Raw genomic sequence first — 19,556 nt, forward strand, 5'->3', positions numbered from 1 at the left:
AAGGTGGAAATCGTCACCAATCGATCCTCGACATTCAATCATCCGGACAAGCCATTCACATGAAAAATGCCATCGTTGCCATTGCATTGTTCGCGCTGACTTTCAGTGCCCAAGCCTATGAATTTCAATTTACTGGACGTGTTACCTACACCGACGGCACCCTGATCAACGTTACAGACGGAGCTCTGCTGCAAGGACATTTCGTGGCAGGCGGTCCAGCGAACTACAGTATTCCGAACGGCACCACCGTTTACAGTTTTGCCTCCGGTCAGGTTGTCGCGAACGTCGCCGGCTATACCATCAGCGGCAGCAGGCCCTCGATTGCCGTTATCGACGATTTTGGTGGAAACGTGGAGGACGGTTTCAACATGAACAGTGGCCACCCGATCATCGTGAATGGTGCAAGCTATGCGAATGGAGACTTCGGTTTCAAGCTTGCGACGAGACCAGGCAACACCGAGGTCATCCGTGATCACGGACTACCGTCCCTTATCGATGTGTCGGCATTCGACGGGCATTCGTCGTTGAATTACGGATTCTTGCAGCGCGATGGTGGACAAAGCGGCACCATCCTCGCCTTCGAAGTTCTGTCGATCGCGATCGTTCCTGAGCCTAGCACCGCGTGGTTGTTTGCCGCCGGTCTGCTGGCAGTGGCGCCAATTTGTCGCCGGCGCATGAATGGCTGACGCGAATGAGCGCTTGATCGCTGCAGTGCTCGCTTGCATTCGTCCGTGTTGATATCGATAGCCGGCCTCTCTTCAGTCTGCTATCGAACGGCTCCTGCGCATGGCATCTACGTCCTTCCCAGGAGGACGTCCTCCAAGGGGTCAAACGGGCTGATAGGCCGGGAGCGGGTGACTTGGCTGTGAAGCATCGTCGGTAAGGGCCGGTGAGTAGGGCGGGTGCTATCATTCGCCCCGTTTTCCGCCCGAACTCATCCCTCCCGCCGCCGACCCGTGCGACTGTCAAAGCTCAAACTCGCCGGTTTCAAGACCTTCGTCGACCCGACCACCATACAGATGCCCGGCCAGCTGGTCGGCGTGGTGGGGCCGAACGGCTGCGGCAAATCCAACATCATCGACGCGGTGCGCTGGGTGCTCGGCGAGTCGCGTGCGTCCGCCTTGCGCGGCGACGCGATGACCGACGTCATCTTCAATGGCTCGGGCACGCGCAAGCCGGTGGGCCGGGCCAGTGTCGAACTGGTATTCGACAACGCGCAGGGCAGGGCGGCCGGGCAGTGGTCGCAGTACGCCGAAATCGCGGTCAAGCGGGTGCTGGAGCGCGATGGCCAGTCGGATTACTTCATCAACAACACCCGCGTGCGCCGGCGCGACGTGATCGACGTGTTCCTCGGCACCGGCCTTGGGCCGCGCGCCTACGCCATCATCGAGCAGGGCATGATCACCCGCATCATCGAGGCGCGGCCGGAAGAGCTGCGCGCCTTCCTCGAAGAGGCGGCGGGCATCACCAAGTACCGCGAGCGGCGCAAGGAAACGCAGGGCCGGCTCGACGATGCGCGCGACAACCTGGTGCGGCTGGACGACATCGTCGGCGAACTGGGTACACGCATCGAGCGCCTGCAGAAGCAGGCGGAGATCGCCGCCCGCTACACCGACATGAACCGCCGGCTGTCCGAGCGACAGGCGCTGCTGTGGGCGATGAAGCAGCGTTCGGCCGCCGCCGAGGCCGACGCGCTGACGCTGGAAGCAGGCCGCATCGAGAACGACATCGAGCGCGAAACCGCGGCGCTGCGCCACCACGAGGCGGCGCTGGAACGCATCCGCACCGAACATTTCGCCAGTTCCGAGGCGGTTCATGCCGCCCAGGCCGAACTGCTGACCGCCAATGCCGAAGCCAGCCGGCTGGAGGACGACCTGAAGCGCGCGGCAGAGAACCGGCACAAGCTGGAAGCGCGCATTGCCCAGCTCGAAGCCGAGGTCGCGAACTGGCGCGCGCGCATCGAGAGCATCGAAACCGATACCGGCCGCTGGACCGAACTGGCCGAGCACGCGGCGCACCGCATCGAACAGGCGGAAGCGCGCCACGAAACGACCAGCGCGCTGCTGCCCGAGGCGGAAGCAGCCTTCCAGGAGGCGGAGCAGCAAGCCAATCTGGCGCGGCGCGAACTGGCGGCGGTCGAGCAGCAGCTCAAGGTCGAGGAAACCCACCGCGCCAACGCCGGGCGCACGCTCAATTCGCTGGCTGGCCGGCGCGAGCGCATCGCGCACGACGAGGCGCAGCTGATCGAGCCCGACCGCGAGGCGCTGGCGCTGGCGCAGGACAAGCTCGAATCGCTGCAGATGGCGCAGGAGGCGGCGCAGCAGCGTCTGCAGGCCGCACAGAACGCGGTGCCGCAACTGCAGGCGCAGGTGCGCAACGCGCAGGACGCCGAGCGCGCCGCAACGCGGACGCTGACCGAAACGCGCGCCCGTCGCGACGCGCTGGTCGAACTGCAGCGCAAGACGCAGACCGACGGCAAGCTCGCGCCCTGGCTGGCCGCGCTCGGCCTGCAGGACGCGAAGCCGCTGTGGCAGTCGCTGCAGGTCGAAGCCGGCTGGGAACTGGCGGTCGAAGCGGTGCTGCGTGAGCGGCTGGGCGCGCTCGAGGCAGCGTCGGCCGATACGCTGGCCTCCGCCTGCGCAGCCGGCGCGGCGCCCCAGAACCTGACGCTCGCACTTCCCGGCAGCGATGCGCGTGCCGACGTCGGCGCCGACAGCCTGCGCCATCGCGTGCGTGCGCACGACGCGCGCTGGGACGCACTGCTCGATCTGTGGCTGGGTCCGGTCGCCGCCGTCGAGTCGCTGGATTTCGCCGCCAGCGGCCTGCGCGTCGATCGTGAAGGCCGCGTCGCGCAGGGCGCCTCGCTGACGCTGTATGCGCCGGATGCGCGCACGCACGGCGTGCTCGAACGTGCGCGCGACATCGAACGTCTCGCCGAGGAAATCGACCTCGCCGACGCCCAGCTCGCCGAATCGCGCGAGGCGCTGCGCGAAGCCGAGGCAGCGTTGGCCGGTGCGCACGAGGAACAGGCGGCGGCGCGGCGCGAACAGCAGTCGCTGACCCAGGCGGCGCACAGCGCGCAGGTCGAACAGATCAAGCTGGCGCAGGCGGTGTCGCGCTTCGACGAGCAGAAAGCGGCGCTGGCGCGCGACCGCGCCGAAGTCGACCAGGCCGAGCAGACCGAGCGTGCACATCTGGAGCGCGCCGACGCCGAAATCGAGCGCGCGCGCGAACTGATCGAGGTGCAGCGCATGCGGCTGGACGCCGCGACCGAGGCGCAGAAGAACGCCGACAGCCAGCTGCGCGAGGCGCGCTTCGCCGACCAGGCGGCGGCGCGCGAGCTGCAGGAAGCGAACTTCTCGCAGCGTGAATGCACGAGCCGTCTGACCGATCTGGCGAACAATCTCGCGATGGCGAAAACCCAGCTCGAAAACGCCGAACTGGAGCGCGCGCTGCGCAGCGACGAATTCGCACAGATCGACGAAGGCAGCATAGACAGCCGGCTGCAGCAGGTGCTGGACAACCGCCGCGCGCGCGAACAGGTGCTGGCCACCTGCCGCGACGCGCAGGAAGTGCTGGCCGCCCAGCTGCGCGAACTGGAATCTCAGCGCGCCAACACTGAACACCTGCTGGCGCCGGCGCGTGAGCGGCTGGCCGAACTGAAGCTGAAGCAGCAGGCGGCGGCGCTGAATGCCGAACAGTACGCGCAGCGCCTGGGCGAGATCGAATTGCCGGAGGGCCGGCTCGATGCGCTGCTCGCCGAAGGCGAAGCGGAGAAGGTGCGCGAAGGCGCACTCAGCGCCGAAATCAGCCGCCTGACGCGGGAGATTGCCGCGCTCGGCGCGGTGAACCTCGCCGCGCTGGAAGAGCTCGCGCAGGCGAACGAGCGCAAGGGCTATCTCGACGCGCAGTCGACCGATCTGCGCGACGCCATCGCCACGCTGGAAGACGCCATCCGCCGCATGGACCGCGACACGCGCGCCCTGCTCAAGGAGACGTATGATCGCGTCAATACCGAGTTCGGCCGCATCTTCCCGGAACTGTTCGGCGGCGGTGAGGCCCGATTGGTCATGACCGGCGACGAGATTCTGGATGCCGGGCTGCAGGTGTTCGCGCAGCCGCCGGGCAAGCGCAACGCGTCGATCCAGCTGCTGTCCGGCGGCGAGAAGGCGCTGACCGCGACGGCACTGGTGTTCGCCTTCTTCCAGCTCAATCCGGCGCCGTTCTGCATGCTGGACGAAGTCGATGCACCGCTGGACGACACGAATACCGAACGCTTCTGCGAAATGGTGAAGCGCATGTCCGCTTCGACGCAGTTCGTGTTCATCAGTCACAACAAGATCACGATGGAAATGGCGCAACAGCTGGTTGGCGTCACCATGCAGGAGCGCGGGTGTTCGCGCGTGGTCGAGGTCGATATGGAAGCGGCGCTGAAGCTGCGCGACGAAGCGCTCAGCGTCTGAACAAAAAGGGATACGGATTCATGCAACTGACTGAACTGCAGATGGGGCTGATCGCGCTCGGCGTGGTCGGTGTCGGCGCCGTGATCGGCTACAACCTGTGGCAGGAAAGACGTCACCGCCGCACCGCCGAACGCGCGCTCGGCGACGCCCAGCCCGACGTGCTGATCGATCCGCTGCACCAGCCGTCGCGCCGCGTCGAGCCGACGCTGGATTTCGACCTGGGCAGTGACCTCGGCAGCAGCCCGGCGAGCGACACGTCGGTCGAGCCGGCGATCGATCTGCCGACCGACGAGCGGATGAGCGCCGCGGCCGACGACACGGTGCAGCTTGCCCCGCAGCGTGAGCCGGTGCTCAAGGCGGCGCCGGCTGATGACGCAGCGCCGGCCTGGGCCGACGCCAAGGTCGAGGAAGTCATCGTCGTCGAGCTCGAAGCGCCGATCGCCGCGACGGAGTTCCAGCGCGCGTGGAGCGAGCTGACCCGCCAGGTCGACACCGGCCTGCGCCTGCGCGGCCGCGACGAACAGGCCGGCCGCTGGCTGGAATTGACGCCGGAGACCGCCGGCAATCTGTCGCGCATCGAAATGGCGGTGCAGTTGGCCGATCGCCGTGGCCCGCTCAGCGAGGCCTCGCTGTCGGCGCTGGCGCACGCGCTGCAGGCGGTTGCCGACCGCTTCCTCGCCGTCGTGCATTTCCCCGACGCACGCGATCTGCTCGGCCGGGCGCGTGAGCTGGACAGCTTCGCCGCGTCGGTCGACGTGCAGATCGGCATCAATCTGGTCGCCGGCGAGAACCCGATTTCCGGCACCAAGCTGCGCGGTCTGGCCGAAGCGCAGGGCTTCGCACTCGATAACGGCCTGTTCCGCGCGCGCGACGATGCCGGCGCGACGCTCTATACGCTGGGCAATCTGGACGCCGCCGAATTCATCGCCGAAACGATGAAGAACCTGCAGACGCCGGGCGTGACACTGCTGCTCGATGTGCCCACGGTCGCCGATGGCGCGCGCAATTTCGACCGCATGGTCACGATGGCTGAACAGTTCGCGCACGCGCTCGGCGCCCGCGTGGTCGATGACAACCGGCAGCCGCTGTCTCCTGCTTCACTCGGTGTGATCCGCAGCAAGATCGCCGAATTCCAGACCCGCATGACGCAGTTCGGCGTCGCCCCGGGCAGCGCGTCGGCGCGCCGCCTGTTCAGCTGATGGACGCTGCTGTCCTTGCGCGCGCGGTCGAACTGCGCGCGCAGATTGCCCGTCACGACCGCCTCTACTACGAACTCGACGCCCCGGAAATTCCGGACGCGGAATACGACCGCCTGTTCCGCGAACTGCAGGCGCTCGAAGCCGAGCACCCGGCGCTGCGCACCGCCGATTCGCCGACGCGGCGCGTCGGCGGCAAGCCGCTCGACAGCTTCGCGCCGGTGCGTCACGTCGTGCCCATGCTGTCGATCCGCACCGAAACCGATACCGAGGCGAGCGGTGCGCTGAACTTTGACGCCCGCGTGCGGCGCGAACTTGGACTGAGCGAGGAGGCGCCGCCGGTCGAGTACGCCGCCGAACTGAAGTTCGACGGCCTGGCCATCAATCTGCGTTATGAAAACGGTGTGCTGGTGCTCGCCGCCACCCGCGGCGACGGCGAAACCGGCGAGGACGTGACGCAGAACGTACGCACCATCCGCGACGTGCCGCTCGCGCTGACGCCGCTTCCTGCGAAGGGGCAACCCTCGTTGTTCGACGCGCCCGGCCTGCCCGAGGTGCTGGAAGTGCGCGGCGAGGTGTACATGCGGCGCGACGATTTCGACGCCTTCAACGCGCGAGCCATCGAAGCGGGCGAGAAGACGCTGGTGAATCCGCGCAATGGCGCGGCCGGCAGCATCCGTCAGCTCGACCCGGCCATCGCGGCGAAGAGGCCCTTGTCTTTCTACGCATACGGCCTCGGCGAGGTGCGCGGCTGGACGCTGCCCGACACCCACGCCGGCGTGCTCGACGCGCTGGCCGCCTTCGGCCTGCCGGTCAGCGAGCACCGCGCGGTGTGCAACGGCGGCGAGGCGCTGGCGGCCTTTCACGTGCGCATCGCCGAGGCGCGCCCCACGTTGCCCTTCGACATCGACGGCGTGGTCTACAAGGTGAACAGCCTGGCCTTGCAGCAGCGCATGGGTTTCGTCACCCGCGAGCCGCGCTGGGCGGTGGCGCACAAATACCCGGCGCAGGAAGCGCTGACCACGGTGCAGGACATCGAGGTGCAGGTCGGCCGCACCGGCAAGCTCACGCCGGTGGCGCGGCTGGTGCCGGTGTTCGTCGGCGGCGTGACGGTGACCAATGCGACGCTGCACAACGAATCGGAAATCCGCCGAAAGGACGTGCATGTCGGCGACACCGTCATCGTGCGCCGTGCCGGCGACGTGATTCCGGAGGTCGTGTCGGTGCTGTCGGACAGACGACCGGCGGATGCGCGGGCATTCTCCATGCCCAGCCACTGTCCGGTCTGCGGTTCGGACGTGGTGCGTGAAGAAGGCGAGGTCGATCATCGCTGCACCGGCGGGCTGTACTGTTCGGCGCAGCGCAAGCAGGCGCTGCTGCATTTCGCGCAGCGCCGCGCGATGGACATCGAGGGGCTGGGTGACAAGCTGGTCGAGCAGCTGGTGGACGGCGGACTGATCCGCAGCCTGCCCGACCTCTACCGGCTCGGCGTGCTCAAGCTGGCTGAACTGGACCGCATGGCCGAGAAATCGGCCGAGAACCTGGTGGCGTCGCTGGAGAAATCCAAGCGCACCACGCTGGGGCGTTTCCTGTTCGGTCTGGGCATCCGCCACGTCGGCGAGGCGACCGCCAAGGATCTGGCGCGCCACCTCGGCAGCATGGACCGCATCATGGACGCCTCGGTCGAGGAACTGGCCCAGGTGCCGGACGTCGGCCCGGTGGTCGCGGCCAGCATCCACACCTTCTTTGCGCAGCCGCACAACCGCGAGGTGGTCGAGCAGCTGCGCGCCTGCGGCATCGTCTGGGAAGAGGGCGAAGCACAGGTGGCGAGCGGTCCGCTGGTCGGCAAGACAGTAGTGCTCACCGGCACGCTGCCCACGCTTTCGCGCGATCAGGCCAAGGACTTGCTTGAGGCTGCGGGTGCAAAAGTGGCCGGCAGCGTGTCGAAAAAGACCGACTTCGTGGTGGCTGGCACGGACGCCGGTTCCAAGCTCACAAAAGCGCAAGAACTGGGCATTAATATTCTCGATGAATCCGGGCTCATGTCGATGCTCGAGAAAAGGGAGCCTTAGAACGATGAAATCCGTACGCAAAGCTGTATTTCCCGTCGCCGGCCTGGGCAGCCGATTCCTGCCCGCCACCAAGGCCAACCCGAAGGAAATGCTGCCGGTGGTCGACAAGCCGCTGATCCAGTACGCCGTCGAAGAAGCCGTGGCCGCCGGCTGCACCGACCTCATCTTCATCACCGGTCGCACCAAGCGTTCGATCGCCGACCACTTCGACAAGGCCTACGAGCTTGAGCACGAGCTCGAAATGAAGAAGAAGCACGACCTGCTGGCGCTGTGCAACACGGTGCCCAAGCACGTGAATTGCATCTACATCCGTCAGTCCGAGCCGCTGGGCCTGGGCCACGCCGTGCTGTGCGCCGCACCGGTCGTCGGTGACGAACCGTTCGCCGTGCTGCTGGCCGACGACCTGATCGACGGCGAGCCGCCCATCCTGAAGCAGATGACCGACATCTTCGACCGCTTCGGCCGCTCCATCCTCGGCGTGCAGCAGGTGCCGCGCAGCCAGACCGGCAGCTACGGCATCGTCAGCACCGACGCCGACGTTGGCGGCCTGTACGGCGTGACCGGTATCGTCGAGAAGCCGAAGCCCGAAGTGGCGCCGTCTACGCTGGCCGTGGTCGGCCGCTATGTGCTGACGCCGCGCATCTTCGATCACCTGCGCGCGATCACGCCGGGCGCCGGCGGCGAACTGCAGCTGACCGACGCGATCGCCGCACTGCTGAAGGAAGAGGCGGTGCTGGCCTATCCGTTCAAGGGCACCCGCTACGACTGCGGCTCCAAGCTGGGCTATCTGCAGGCGACCGTCGCGCTGGCGCGCAAGCATCCGGAAGTCGGTGCCGCGTTCACCGCCTGGATGGACGCGCAGGAAGTGTCGCGCGAAGAGATTTCGCGCGAAGCCGACGCAGCGTGAGTCGCTTCGCCGACGCGCAGGCACTGCTTGAAGGTGCCGACCTGATCTGTTCCGCTGCCGAAGTGGACGCGGCGGTTGATCGGGTCGCACAGGAGATCACCGCGGCGGTCGGCGACAGCTATCCGCTGCTGCTGTCGGTGATGGGCGGCGCCGTAGTATTCACCGGCAACCTGTTGCCGAAACTCGCGTTTCCGCTGGACTTCGACTACCTGCACGTCACCCGCTACGGCGACGAGACCTCGGGCGGCGAACTGCGCTGGATCAATGAGCCGCGCACGCCGCTGGTCGGCCGCACCGTGCTCGTGCTCGACGACATCCTCGACGAGGGCATCACGCTGGCGGCGATCCGCCAGCACATCCTGTCCAAGGGCGCGACGCGTTGCCTGACCGCGGTCTTCTCGGACAAGCAGATCGGTCGCGCCAAGCCGATCACCGCCGATTTCACCGGGCTGGAACTGCCCAACCGCTATGTCTTTGGCTACGGCATGGACGTGCGCGGTGCGTGGCGCAATCTGCCGGCCATCTACGCGCTGAAGGAGTAGGGCGTGACGGACGCCGGAACCGATGCGCTGCCGGTCTTCCTCGACATCGAGGCGTCCGGCTTCGGTGCCGGCAGCTATCCGATAGAAGTGGGCTGCGTGCTGCCGGACGGGCGCACGCTGTGCTGTCTGGTGCGCCCGCCGGACGGGTGGCGGCACTGGGATGCCAGCGCCGAGTCCATCCACCACATCACACGCGACGTGCTGATGCAGCATGGCCTGCCGGTCGAGGAAGTCGTGTGCCGGCTGGACGAGGCGCTGCGCGGACGCGAGGTCTACAGCGACGCCTGGGGTAACGATTACGCCTGGCTGTCGCGCCTCTACGACGAAGCGGATCGCGTGCCGCGCTTTCATCTGCGCAGCCTGCGCGAACTGCTGAACGAGGACCAGGCGGCGCGCTGGCATGGGGTCAAGCAGGCGGTGGCGGAAGAACTGCACACCACACGCCATCGCGCCAGCAACGACGCGCGCGTGCTGCAGACCACCTACGCAAGGTTGCGCGCGCAGGCGGCGATCGAACGCCGCACCTGAAGCCGGTCTCTGGTTGAGGCACGAATGAAAAGAGCGCCCAGGGGCGCTCTTTTCATTTCATTCGACGCTGCCCGGAGATCAGGCTTCGTCGCGCGAGGCGCGCTTGCGCTCGTGTTCCTTCAGGTGACGCTTGCGCAGGCGGATGTTCTTCGGCGTGATCTCGACCAGCTCGTCGTCGGCGATGAATTCGATCGCCGATTCCAGCGTCAGCGCGATCGGCGGAATCAGACGCACGGCTTCGTCGGTGCCCGAGGCGCGCACGTTGGTGAGCTGCTTGCCCTTGATCGGGTTCACCACCAGATCGTTGTCGCGCGAGTGGATGCCGATGATCATGCCTTCGTACAGCACATCGCCCGGATTGACGAACATGCGGCCGCGGTCCTGCAGGTTCCACAGCGCGTAGGCGACCGCCTCGCCGTCGTTCTGCGAAATGAGCACGCCGTTGCGACGCTCCGACATGGCGCCGGCCATCGGGCCGTAGTCGTCGAACACATGGCTGGCCAGACCGGTGCCGCGGGTCAGCGTCAGGAATTCGCCCTGGAAGCCGATCAGGCCACGCGCCGGAATGCGGTACTCGATACGCACGCGGCCCTTGCCGTCCGGCTGCATGTCCTGCATTTCACCGCGGCGACGGCCGAGTTCTTCCATCACGCCGCCCTGATGGGTTTCTTCGACGTCGACGGTCAGCATTTCGTACGGCTCGCACTTCACGCCGTCGATTTCCTTGAACACCACGCGCGGGCGGCCGACCGCCAGCTCGTAGCCTTCGCGGCGCATGTTTTCCAGCAGGATGGTCAGGTGCAGTTCGCCGCGGCCCGACACCAGGAACACGTCGGAGTCGTCGGTGTACTCGACGCGCAGCGCCACGTTCTTCAGCAGTTCCTTTTCCAGGCGCTCGCGGATCTGGCGGCTGGTGACGAACTTGCCTTCGCGACCGGCCAGCGGCGACGCGTTCACCATGAAGTTCATGGTCAGCGTCGGCTCGTCGACCGCGATCGGCTTCATCGGCTCCGGCGAATCCGGGTCACAGATGGTGACGCCGATGCCGACCTGCTCGATGCCGGACACCAGCACGATGTCACCGGCGCTGGCCGATTCGGCCTGCGTGCGGTCCAGACCCTTGAAGGTGAGCACCTGGCCGACCTTGGCCTTGCCGCGGCTTTCGTCGCCGTAATAGACGACCACTTCCTGGTTCGGCTTGATGCGGCCACGCTTGATGCGGCCGATGCCGAGCTGACCGATGTAGGTCGAGTAGTCGAGCGAACAGATCTGCAGCTGCAGCGGGGCGTCTTCATCGACTTCCGGCTGCGGCACGTGCTTCAGGATGGTTTCGAACAGCGGGCGCATGTCTGTGCCCGGCTTGTCGGCGTCCAGCATCGCGAAGCCGTTCAGCGCCGAGGCGAATACGACCGGGAAATCCAGCTGTTCGTCGGTGGCACCCAGCTTGTCGAACAGATCGAAGGTGTGGTTGATCACCCAGTCCGGACGGGCGCCCGGACGGTCGATCTTGTTCACCACGACAATGGGCTTCAGGCCGAGGGCCAGCGCCTTGCGGGTGACGAAGCGGGTCTGCGGCATCGGGCCCTCGACCGCGTCGACCAGCAGCAGCACGGAATCGACCATCGACAGCACGCGCTCGACCTCGCCGCCGAAGTCGGCGTGGCCCGGGGTGTCGACGATGTTGATGTGCGTGCCTTCGTATTCGATCGCGCAGTTCTTGGCGAGAATCGTGATGCCGCGTTCTTTTTCGATATCGCCGGAATCCATGACCCGCTCGGACACCTGCTGGTGCGATGCGAAGGTGCCGGATTGGCGCAGCAGCTGGTCAACCAGCGTGGTCTTGCCATGATCGACGTGCGCGATGATGGCGATGTTGCGTATGGAGCGGGACATGGGAATGGTGCGGCGCAAAAGATAAACACGCGAGTTTAGCATGCCAAGGTCGCAAGACGTCAGGTGCCCGGACGGAGGGCGTCCCGGCTGCTAGACTCGCCGGTCATTCAATCAGGAGTTCCGGAACGATGCTGGCCATCATTGGCGGAAGCGGGCTGACCCAGCTTGCCAACCTTGACGTCACGCGGCGCGAGGTTGTGCGCACCCCTTACGGCGAACCGTCCGGTCCGCTCACCTTCGGCCGCCTCGGTGGTCACGAACTGGTGTTCATCGCCCGCCACGGCTATGGCCACACGATTCCGCCGCATCGCGTCAATTACCGCGCAAACATCTCGGCGCTGAAGAACGTCGGCGTTGACAAGGTCGTATCGGTGGCGTCTGTCGGCGGCATCCGCGCAGACCTTGCACCGGGCAGCCTGGTCGTGCCGGACCAGATCATCGACTACACCTGGGGCCGCCACTCGACCTTTTTCGATGGTCACGACGGACAGGTGAAGCATGTCGATTTCACTGAACCCTACGACAGTGCCCTGCGTGCCCGTCTGCTCGCTGCCGCGGCGCTGGCCGGCGAGGCGGTGGTCGACGGTGCCGTCTATGCGGCCACCCAGGGACCGCGTCTTGAAACCGCGGCCGAAATCAACCGTTTCGAGCGCGACGGCGCCGACGTCGTCGGCATGACCGGCATGCCCGAAGCCGTGCTGGCGCGCGAAGCCGGTCTGGCTTATGCGGCACTCAATGTGGTCGTGAATCACGCGGCCGGCCGCGGCGATTCGGCGCACGGCATCCAGATGTCGGCGATCGAAGCCATGCTGCAGGAGGCAATGATGCGCGTGCGCCACCTGCTCGAACGCTTGTGCCAGGAAGGGGTGTGCCCGTGATCCGCGACATCCTGCGCATGGGCGACCCGCGCCTGCTGCGCGTGTCGCGACCGGTCGAGCGTTTCGACACGGCCGAACTCGATGCACTGGTAACCGACCTGATGGACACCATGCAGGCGGCCAATGGCGCCGGCCTCGCGGCGCCGCAGATCGGCGTGGACCTGCGCGTCGTCATCTTCGGCGGCTCGCCGTCCGTGCGCTATCCGGACGCGCCGGTGGTCCCCTTCACCGTGCTGGTCAATCCGCTGCTGATGCCGCTCGGCCACGACATGGAGGAGGGCTGGGAGGGCTGTCTGTCGGTGCCTGGCCTGCGCGGCGTCGTGCCGCGCTACAACCGGCTGCACTACAGCGGCTTCGATCCGGCGGGCAAGCCGATCTCGCGCGATGCCGAAGGTTTCCACGCGCGCGTCGTGCAGCATGAATGCGATCACCTGGATGGCATCCTCTACCCGATGCGGGTGCGCGACTTCAGCCGCTTCGGCTACACCGACGTGCTGTTCCCGGGCGTCGAGGATGGGGACGACTGACGGGGTCTGAGCGGGTGCTGCTGTCCGGAACCGAGGGGTCTTCTTGTCCCGGCACAAGCCGGCATCGAAGTCTGTGGATGGCCACCGCTGCGTCGCGGCCAAGGCCGCTCCCACAGGGCTCGCGCCCGATGGGCGGTCGGAGCCGGGGTTCTGTGGGAGGGGTCTTCTGACCCCGACGGGGCCGGCGATCAGCAACCACCGGCCATTCGAAGGCAGAAATCGCAGTCGAACGGTCTTTGCTTAGATGCCGCTAGTAACGGAGGCCCTGGCTGCGCGCGCCGCGATCCAGGCTTCCAGTTCGGCCGCCGGCAGTGGTTTGCTGAACAGGAAGCCCTGCACGCATTCACAGCCCAGGTTGCCGAGGAAGGCGTATTGCGCGTCGGTTTCCACGCCTTCGGCGATCACCGTCAGGCCGAGGTTGTGCGCCAGGCTGATGGTCGCGGCACAGATGGCCGCATCGTCCGGATCGTTCTCGATGTCCTTGACGAAGGAACGGTCGATCTTCAGCCGCTGCAGCGGCATCAGCTTCAAATGGCTCAGTGATGAATAGCCGGTGCCGAAGTCGTCGATCGCCAGTTCGAGGCCCAGTTCGCGCAACTGCGCCAGCATGCGCAGCGTATTGTCGGCGTCCTCCATGGCGACACTCTCGGTGATTTCCAGTTCGAGGTCGCCCGGCTTCAGGTCGTACTTCAGCACCACGTCCTTCACCTGCCGCAGCAGGTTCTTCGAGCGCAGCTGGCGTGCCGACAGATTGACGGCAATCCGCATCTGCAGACCCATCGCGCGCCAGACGCTGAGCTGCCGACAGGCTTCCTGCAGTATCCACTCGCCGAGACGGATGATGAGGTCGCTCTCCTCGGCGATCGGGATGAACTTGTTCGGCGGCACCAGACCGCGCTCGGGGTGCTCCCAGCGCACCAGCACTTCGACCCCCATCAGCCGACCGCTGCCGGTTTCGATCTGCGGCTGGTAGTGCAGCACGAACTGCCGCTTGGCGATCGCCTGGTGCAGGCTGCTCTGCAGGCTCAGCCGCTCGCTGGCGTTGGCCGACATGCTGTCGTTGAAGAACTGGTAGTTGTTCCGGCCCGCGGCCTTGGCGTGATACATCGCGCTATCGACGTTGCGCAGCAGGTCATCGACCGTTTCACCGTCGTTCGGAAACACGCCGATGCCGACGCTGGGCGTCGAGTGCAGCTGGTAGGCCTCGACGGCGTAGGGCGCCGACAGCGCGCCAACGATCTTCTCGGCCACCGCAGCCGCGGTCAGCGTGGTCACCATGTCGGTCACCAGGACGACGAACTCGTCGCCACCGAGGCGCGCGACGACGTCGCTCTGCCGCACGCAGCGCAGCAGACGCTTGCCCACTTCGACCAGCAGCGCGTCGCCGACATGGTGGCCGAGCGTGTCGTTGATGTCCTTGAAGTGGTCCATGTCAATCATCAGCACCGCCAGCAGGGTGCCGTGACGACGCGCGTGCGCCATCGCCTGTTCCATGCGCAACTGCAGCGACAGACGGTTGGGCAGGCCGGTAAGCATGTCGTGGTGGGCGAGGTGGTGGATCTTCCTTTCCGCCTCCCTGCGCTCGCTGATGTCGGCAAAGGAATGCACGTAGTGGGCGATGCGCCCACCCGGTTCGCGCACCGGATAGATGCTGAGCGACTTGGGGTAGCTTTCGCCGCTGGCGCGCCGGTCGTCGAGTTCGCCTCGCCAGTAGCCGTCGCGTTCGAGCTGATCGGCGAATTCGTTACGCGATTCCTCGCTGTACGGACAGCTCACCACCGCCGACGCGGGGCGACCGCAGGCGGCGCTGCTCGCTATGCCGGTCAGCGCGCTGAATGCAGGATTCACGGTGACGACGCGTCCGCGTGCATCGGTGACCATGATGGCTTCGTTCAGACTGTCGATCACGCTGGCTGCGAGTGACAGTTCGGCGTCGCGCATCTGCAGCCGACGCAACTGCAGTTGTCGCAGATAGAGCAGGGCGGCAATGGCCAGCGACACGGCCGTGCCGGCTCCCCAGATGCCGAGCACGCGCGCGCTGCCATATCCGCTCTGCCAGCCGCCTGCGGGAACGGCGGCCAGTTGCCAGCGTGCGTTGTCGGGTAGCACGACGTCGACCAGCACCGGTGTCTGGTCGAACAGCGCCGCGTCGCCATGGAAGACCTCACCTGCCGCTCCCAGCCCGTCGCGACCGCGCAGCGCATAACGCAGGTCGCCGCGCTCAGGTACGAGACCGCTGGCTTCGAGCAGTGAATCGAAGCGCAGCACGACGGCAACCAGGCCCCAGTAACGCTCGGGCTGTCCGTTTCGCGCCGGAAGATAGACCGGAAAGCGGTTGATCAGCCCGATGCCACCCTGTACCAGTTCGAGCGGGCCGGCGAGTACGAAGCGACGCGAGTTCATCATCTGCACCACCGCGTCTCGCTGGGATGGCGTATCGAGGTAGCTCAGACCGATCGCGCGTTCGTTGCCGGCGAGTGGATAGACCTCACGCACCACGTTGTCCGGCGCCACCGAAATGTTCCGCAGATGGCGGCCATAAGCCAGCATGCGTTCGGCGACGCGATCGAAGGAAGCGCGGTCGAAGTCGGGATTGGCGGCAATGAAACTGACCAGGCCGAGCGACAGGTGGGCGGCGCTGTTGACCTCGCTCTCCAGCCGCGCCCGCACCTGTCCGGCCTGCGCCGTCACGGCGCTGCGCTCGCGCTGATGCAGTTCCGCCGCCTCGTTGCCTGCGATGTAGGCGGTGAGTGCCAGACCCGCCAGCAGCGCTACCAGCGCAACGATCAGCGGTCGCGCGCGGTCGGTCATCGTGAATGCGGGTTCGTCGCGGGTCAGGCTCAAGGCAGGGTTCCGTCCTCGTCGGGGATGCCCGGGTGCGTCGGCATCAACAGTATGTCCGGAAAGCTGCGCGGCGCAGCGAGCACTGCGTCGCGCCCGTCATACCGTGCTCAGGAAACGGCCAGTTCGTCCAGCAGTTCCTGCTCCAGCCGGATCAAGGTCGTGCTGTTGTCCAGTTCCTCGCCCGAGATCAGGAACACGTCCTCGGCGCGCTCACCGAGCGTCGTGATCTTCGCGGTGTGCAGGCGGATCGCGTGCGCCGCCAGCACGCGCGCCACCGAGTAGAGCAGGCCGGGACGGTCAGCCGCGGTGACGTGCATGATGTGGTGCTGCTTGCGCTCGTCCGGCTTGATGACGATTTCCGGCGTGATCGGGAAATGCTTCACCTCGCGCGACAGCCGTCCGGCGATCGGCTGTTCGGCTGGAAGCTGCGCTTGCAGGCGCTCGACCAGTCCGGTCTCGATCAGCGCGATCATGTCGCGCGAATTGAGGTGGCCGTTCGGGTCCAGCAGCACGAAGCTGTCGAGCGCGTGGCCGTCGGTCGTCGTGTGAATCTTGGCGTCGGCGATGCTGTATCCCAGCCGGCCGAAGAAGCCGCACAGCCGCACGAAGAGGTCGAGCTGGTCGGGCGCGTACACCATTACCTGGAGGCCGTCGCCAACCTGGTTCGGCCGCGCCTTGACCACCGGCACCGTCGCATCGACCTGGAAATACAGCATGCGCGTGTGCCAGGCGATCTCGTCCGGGTCGTGGCGCATGAAATAGACGGTGTCCAGGCGGGACCAGAAAGCCTGTTCGACACCCTCGCGCAGCCCGAAGTAGCGCAGCAGGCTGCGTGCCTCCTCCTGCCGGTCACCGCTGCCGGGCGCATGGGCGCCGTCACCCTGCAGCACGCGCAGGGTCGAGAAGTAGAGATCTTCCAGCAGCTTGCCGCGCCAGGCATTCCACACCTTTGGACTGGTGCCGCGGATGTCGGCGTGGGTGAGGATGTAGAGCGCGGTCAGGCGACGTTCGCTCTTCACCACACGTGCGAAGTCGCGGATCACGTCCGGGTCGGACAGGTCCTGCTTCTGCGCCACAGAGGACATCGACAGGTGGTGCTCGACCAGGAAGACGACCAGATCGGTGTCGACGGGGCTCAGATCGTGCTGGCGGCAGAACAGACGTGCGTCGCGCATGCCCAGTTGCGAGTGGTCGCCGCCGCGGCCCTTGGCGATGTCGTGGAACAGCGCCGACAGGTAGAGCAGCCAGCGCCGCTCGAAGCCGGTGATCAGGCGCGACAGCAGCGGGTATTCGTGCGCGTGTTCCGACATGGTGAAGCGGCGTACGTTGCGCATCACCTGCAGGATGTGCTGGTCGACCGTGTAGACGTGAAACAGGTCGTGCTGCATCTGGCCGACGATGCGGCCGAAGGCGGGCAGGTAGCGGCCGAGGATGCCGTACTGGTTCATCCGGCGGATTTCATGCACCAGACCGCGCGTCTGCTGGAACAGCGACAGGAAGAGGGCGCGGTTCTTCGGGTCGCGGCGGAACTTCGCGTCGATCATCCGGCGCGCGCGCCACAGGCCGCGCAGCGTACGCGCAGTCATGCCCTTCAGTTCACTGTGCCGCTGCAGCAGCGTGAAGCATTCGAGCAGCGCACTCGGCTCGCGCTCGAAAACCTGCTCATCGACCACGTCCAGCAGTTCGCGGCTGGACTGGAAACGCGCATTGATCGGCAACACGGCCGACTCGTCGGCCGGGAACAGCGCGGCAGAAATGTTCTGCAGCAGAATGGTGTTGAGCTGGGTGATGGTCTTGGCGCTGCGGTAGTAGCGCTGCATGAACACTTCTGAAGCGCGCCGCGTCGGCGTCGCGGCCAGACCGAAGGCGGCGGCCATTGCCTCCTGGTGATCGAAGATCAGGCGATCTTCACGGCGACGCGCGATCAGGTGCAGCCGTACCCGGGTGTCGCGCATGAAGCGTTCGACACGCGCCAGCTGGCGCGCTTCCTCGGTGGTGATCAGGCCGCGGGCGGCCAGTTCGGCCCAGCTTGCGCCCAGCTTGCTCGCACGCGCGATCCACTGGATCACCTGCAGGTCACGCAGACCGCCCGGGCTTTCCTTGCAGTTCGGTTCGAGGCTGTAGGGCGTTTCCTGGTAGCGCTGATGGCGTTCGTCCTGCTCCAGCCGCTTGGCCTTGAAGAAGGCGCCCGGGTCGCGCTGCGCTTCCAGCGTGTCGCTCAGTTCGCGGAACAGCTTGCGCGAGCCGGCGAGCAGGCGTGCTTCGAGCAGTGTGGTTTCGACCGTGATGTCGCGCGAGGCTTCGTCGACGCACTGTGCGACCGAGCGCACGCTGTGCCCGATGTCCAGGCCGATGTCCCACAGCAGTCCGACCAGATGTTCGAGCTTGGCCTCGATGTCAGCCGACACCTCGCTTGGCGTCAGGAAGAGCACATCGACGTCTGACGCCGGATACAGCTCGCCGCGGCCGTAACCGCCGACCGCGATCAGCGCCGCGGTGCGCGGCAGGCCGACCGCTGCCCACAGGCGGCGCAGCGCGTTGTCGACGGCGCGGGCGCGCGCCGCGAGCATGCGGCTGCTGTTGCCGTCCTGTTCGAAACGGGTGCGGAATTCGAGCTGGCTGGCCGCCAGTTCGCTGCGCAGTGCGCCGGCGAGCTGGCGCAGCGCGTCGGAATCGGCCGGACCGTTCACCGCTCAGGCGGCCCGGGCAGTGTCGCCGCTCAGCGCCGGCGGCGGGCTGCCGGCCGACACGGTCAGCACCTCGTAGCCGTCGGCGGTGACCAGCACCGTATGTTCCCATTGCGCGGACAGACTGCGGTCGCGGGTGACGATGGTCCAGCCGTCCGGCAGTTCCGACACGGCGGCGCGACCGGCGTTGATCATCGGCTCGATGGTGAAGATCATGCCTTCCTTCAATTCCATGCCGGTGCCCGGCTTGCCGTAGTGCAGCACCTGCGGCTCCTCGTGGAATTTCCGGCCGATGCCGTGACCGCAGAATTCGCGCACGACGGAAAAGCCGTTGTTCTCGGCGTGGCGCTGGATGGCGTGGCCGATGTCGCCCAGGCGGGCGCCCGGCTTCACCTTCGAAATGCCCAGCCACAGACATTCGTAGGTGATCAGGCAGAGGCGTGCAGCCTGCTTGGTCGTCTCGCCGCCGACGATGAACATGCGGCTGGTGTCGCCGTGGAAGCCGTCCTTGATGACGGTGATGTCCAGATTGACGATGTCGCCCTTCTTCAGTGCCCGGTCGGCCGGCACGCCGTGGCATACGACGTGGTTCACCGAGGTGCAGATCGACTTCGGGTAGGGGCTGTAGCCGGGCGGTGCGTAATTGAGCGGCGCCGGGATGGTCTGCTGCACGTTCACCATGTATTCGTGGCACAGGCGGTCGAGTTCGGCCGTGGTGACGCCCGGCTGCACGTGAGGCTCGATGTAGTCGAGCACTTCCGACGCCAGTCTGCACGCAACGCGCATGCTCTCGATTTCTTCCGCTGTCTTGATGGTGACGCTCATGAAAAGGCTCTATAAGGGTGTTCCGAGGGACAGCAGGTTAGCGGAAGCGGTTCCGGGCGGCAAACTGCTGTCATCCGGCCGACTTGAGTTTGTTGCATTGCGGCTGCTAGAATCGCAGGCTGTCTGATTTCAGTACCCGATGGCGGGTGCGTCAGGCAAATCCACACGCCCGGTGTCGCCGCATATGTATACGG

General features: G+C 66.3%; 13 protein-coding genes. 9 read left to right on the plus strand and 4 right to left on the minus strand.

The genetic code is table 11. The features are described from left to right. The first annotated feature begins 59 nt into the window (after positions 1-59). From METFAM1_RS0103590 to METFAM1_RS0103620, 7 genes are all read left to right on the plus strand, one after another. Positions 60-686, plus strand: coding sequence for a PEP-CTERM sorting domain-containing protein (locus METFAM1_RS0103590; protein WP_019918189.1), 627 nt, complete (start codon positions 60-62; stop codon positions 684-686). A 270-nt stretch (positions 687-956) separates the two neighbouring features. Beyond that, positions 957-4,463, plus strand: a complete 3,507-nt coding sequence (gene smc, locus METFAM1_RS0103595) for a chromosome segregation protein SMC (RefSeq protein ID WP_019918190.1) — start codon at positions 957-959, stop codon at positions 4,461-4,463. A gap of 20 nt (positions 4,464-4,483) precedes the next feature. Next, positions 4,484-5,662 (plus strand): cell division protein ZipA C-terminal FtsZ-binding domain-containing protein, encoded by a 1,179-nt coding sequence (locus tag METFAM1_RS0103600; protein WP_019918191.1) that lies wholly within the window; start codon positions 4,484-4,486, stop codon positions 5,660-5,662. Beyond that, the gene (ligA, locus tag METFAM1_RS0103605) at positions 5,662-7,731 is read left to right on the plus strand and encodes an NAD-dependent DNA ligase LigA (RefSeq protein ID WP_019918193.1); all 2,070 of its coding nucleotides are present in this window, start codon (positions 5,662-5,664) and stop codon (positions 7,729-7,731) included. Before METFAM1_RS0103600 ends, ligA begins: the two co-directional genes overlap by 1 nt. Before the next feature lie 4 nt (positions 7,732-7,735). Then, positions 7,736-8,638: a UTP--glucose-1-phosphate uridylyltransferase GalU gene (galU, locus tag METFAM1_RS0103610; protein WP_020164771.1), complete on the plus strand. Its 903-nt coding sequence runs from the start codon at positions 7,736-7,738 to the stop codon at positions 8,636-8,638. Beyond that, complete coding sequence (locus tag METFAM1_RS0103615; RefSeq protein WP_019918195.1) at positions 8,635-9,180, plus strand: hypoxanthine-guanine phosphoribosyltransferase; 546 nt, start codon at positions 8,635-8,637, stop codon at positions 9,178-9,180. The genes galU and METFAM1_RS0103615 overlap by 4 nt, the downstream gene beginning before the upstream one ends. A gap of 3 nt (positions 9,181-9,183) precedes the next feature. Beyond that, positions 9,184-9,708, plus strand: coding sequence for a 3'-5' exonuclease (locus tag METFAM1_RS0103620; protein ID WP_019918196.1), 525 nt, complete (start codon positions 9,184-9,186; stop codon positions 9,706-9,708). A 78-nt stretch (positions 9,709-9,786) separates the two neighbouring features. Here the strand turns inward: METFAM1_RS0103620 and typA are convergent, their stop codons facing one another. Next, positions 9,787-11,601 (minus strand): translational GTPase TypA, encoded by a 1,815-nt coding sequence (gene typA / locus METFAM1_RS0103625; RefSeq protein WP_019918197.1) that lies wholly within the window; start codon positions 11,599-11,601, stop codon positions 9,787-9,789. Between the two features lie 128 nt (positions 11,602-11,729). Here typA and METFAM1_RS0103630 point away from each other — a divergent pair, with 128 nt between their 5' ends. Beyond that, complete coding sequence (locus METFAM1_RS0103630) at positions 11,730-12,479, plus strand: S-methyl-5'-thioinosine phosphorylase (RefSeq protein WP_019918198.1); 750 nt, start codon at positions 11,730-11,732, stop codon at positions 12,477-12,479. Beyond that, positions 12,476-13,006 (plus strand): peptide deformylase, encoded by a 531-nt coding sequence (gene def, locus METFAM1_RS0103635; RefSeq protein WP_019918199.1) that lies wholly within the window; start codon positions 12,476-12,478, stop codon positions 13,004-13,006. The genes METFAM1_RS0103630 and def overlap by 4 nt, the downstream gene beginning before the upstream one ends. Before the next feature lie 240 nt (positions 13,007-13,246). On the opposite strand, the gene METFAM1_RS0103640 is transcribed toward def, so the two are convergent. The 3 genes from METFAM1_RS0103640 to map form a co-directional block, all read right to left on the minus strand. Beyond that, positions 13,247-15,850: a bifunctional diguanylate cyclase/phosphodiesterase gene (locus METFAM1_RS0103640; protein ID WP_019918200.1), complete on the minus strand. Its 2,604-nt coding sequence runs from the start codon at positions 15,848-15,850 to the stop codon at positions 13,247-13,249. Between the two features lie 107 nt (positions 15,851-15,957). After that, a complete protein-coding gene (locus tag METFAM1_RS0103645; protein ID WP_019918201.1) occupies positions 15,958-18,540 on the minus strand; it encodes a [protein-PII] uridylyltransferase in 2,583 nt (860 codons plus the stop codon). A gap of 3 nt (positions 18,541-18,543) precedes the next feature. Further along, positions 18,544-19,362: a type I methionyl aminopeptidase gene (gene map, locus METFAM1_RS0103650; RefSeq protein ID WP_019918202.1), complete on the minus strand. Its 819-nt coding sequence runs from the start codon at positions 19,360-19,362 to the stop codon at positions 18,544-18,546. Positions 19,363-19,556: the final 194 nt, after the last annotated feature.

This window comes from Methyloversatilis discipulorum, from assembly GCF_000527135.1.
In the GTDB taxonomy this organism is placed as follows: Bacteria; Pseudomonadota; Gammaproteobacteria; order Burkholderiales; family Rhodocyclaceae; genus Methyloversatilis; species Methyloversatilis discipulorum.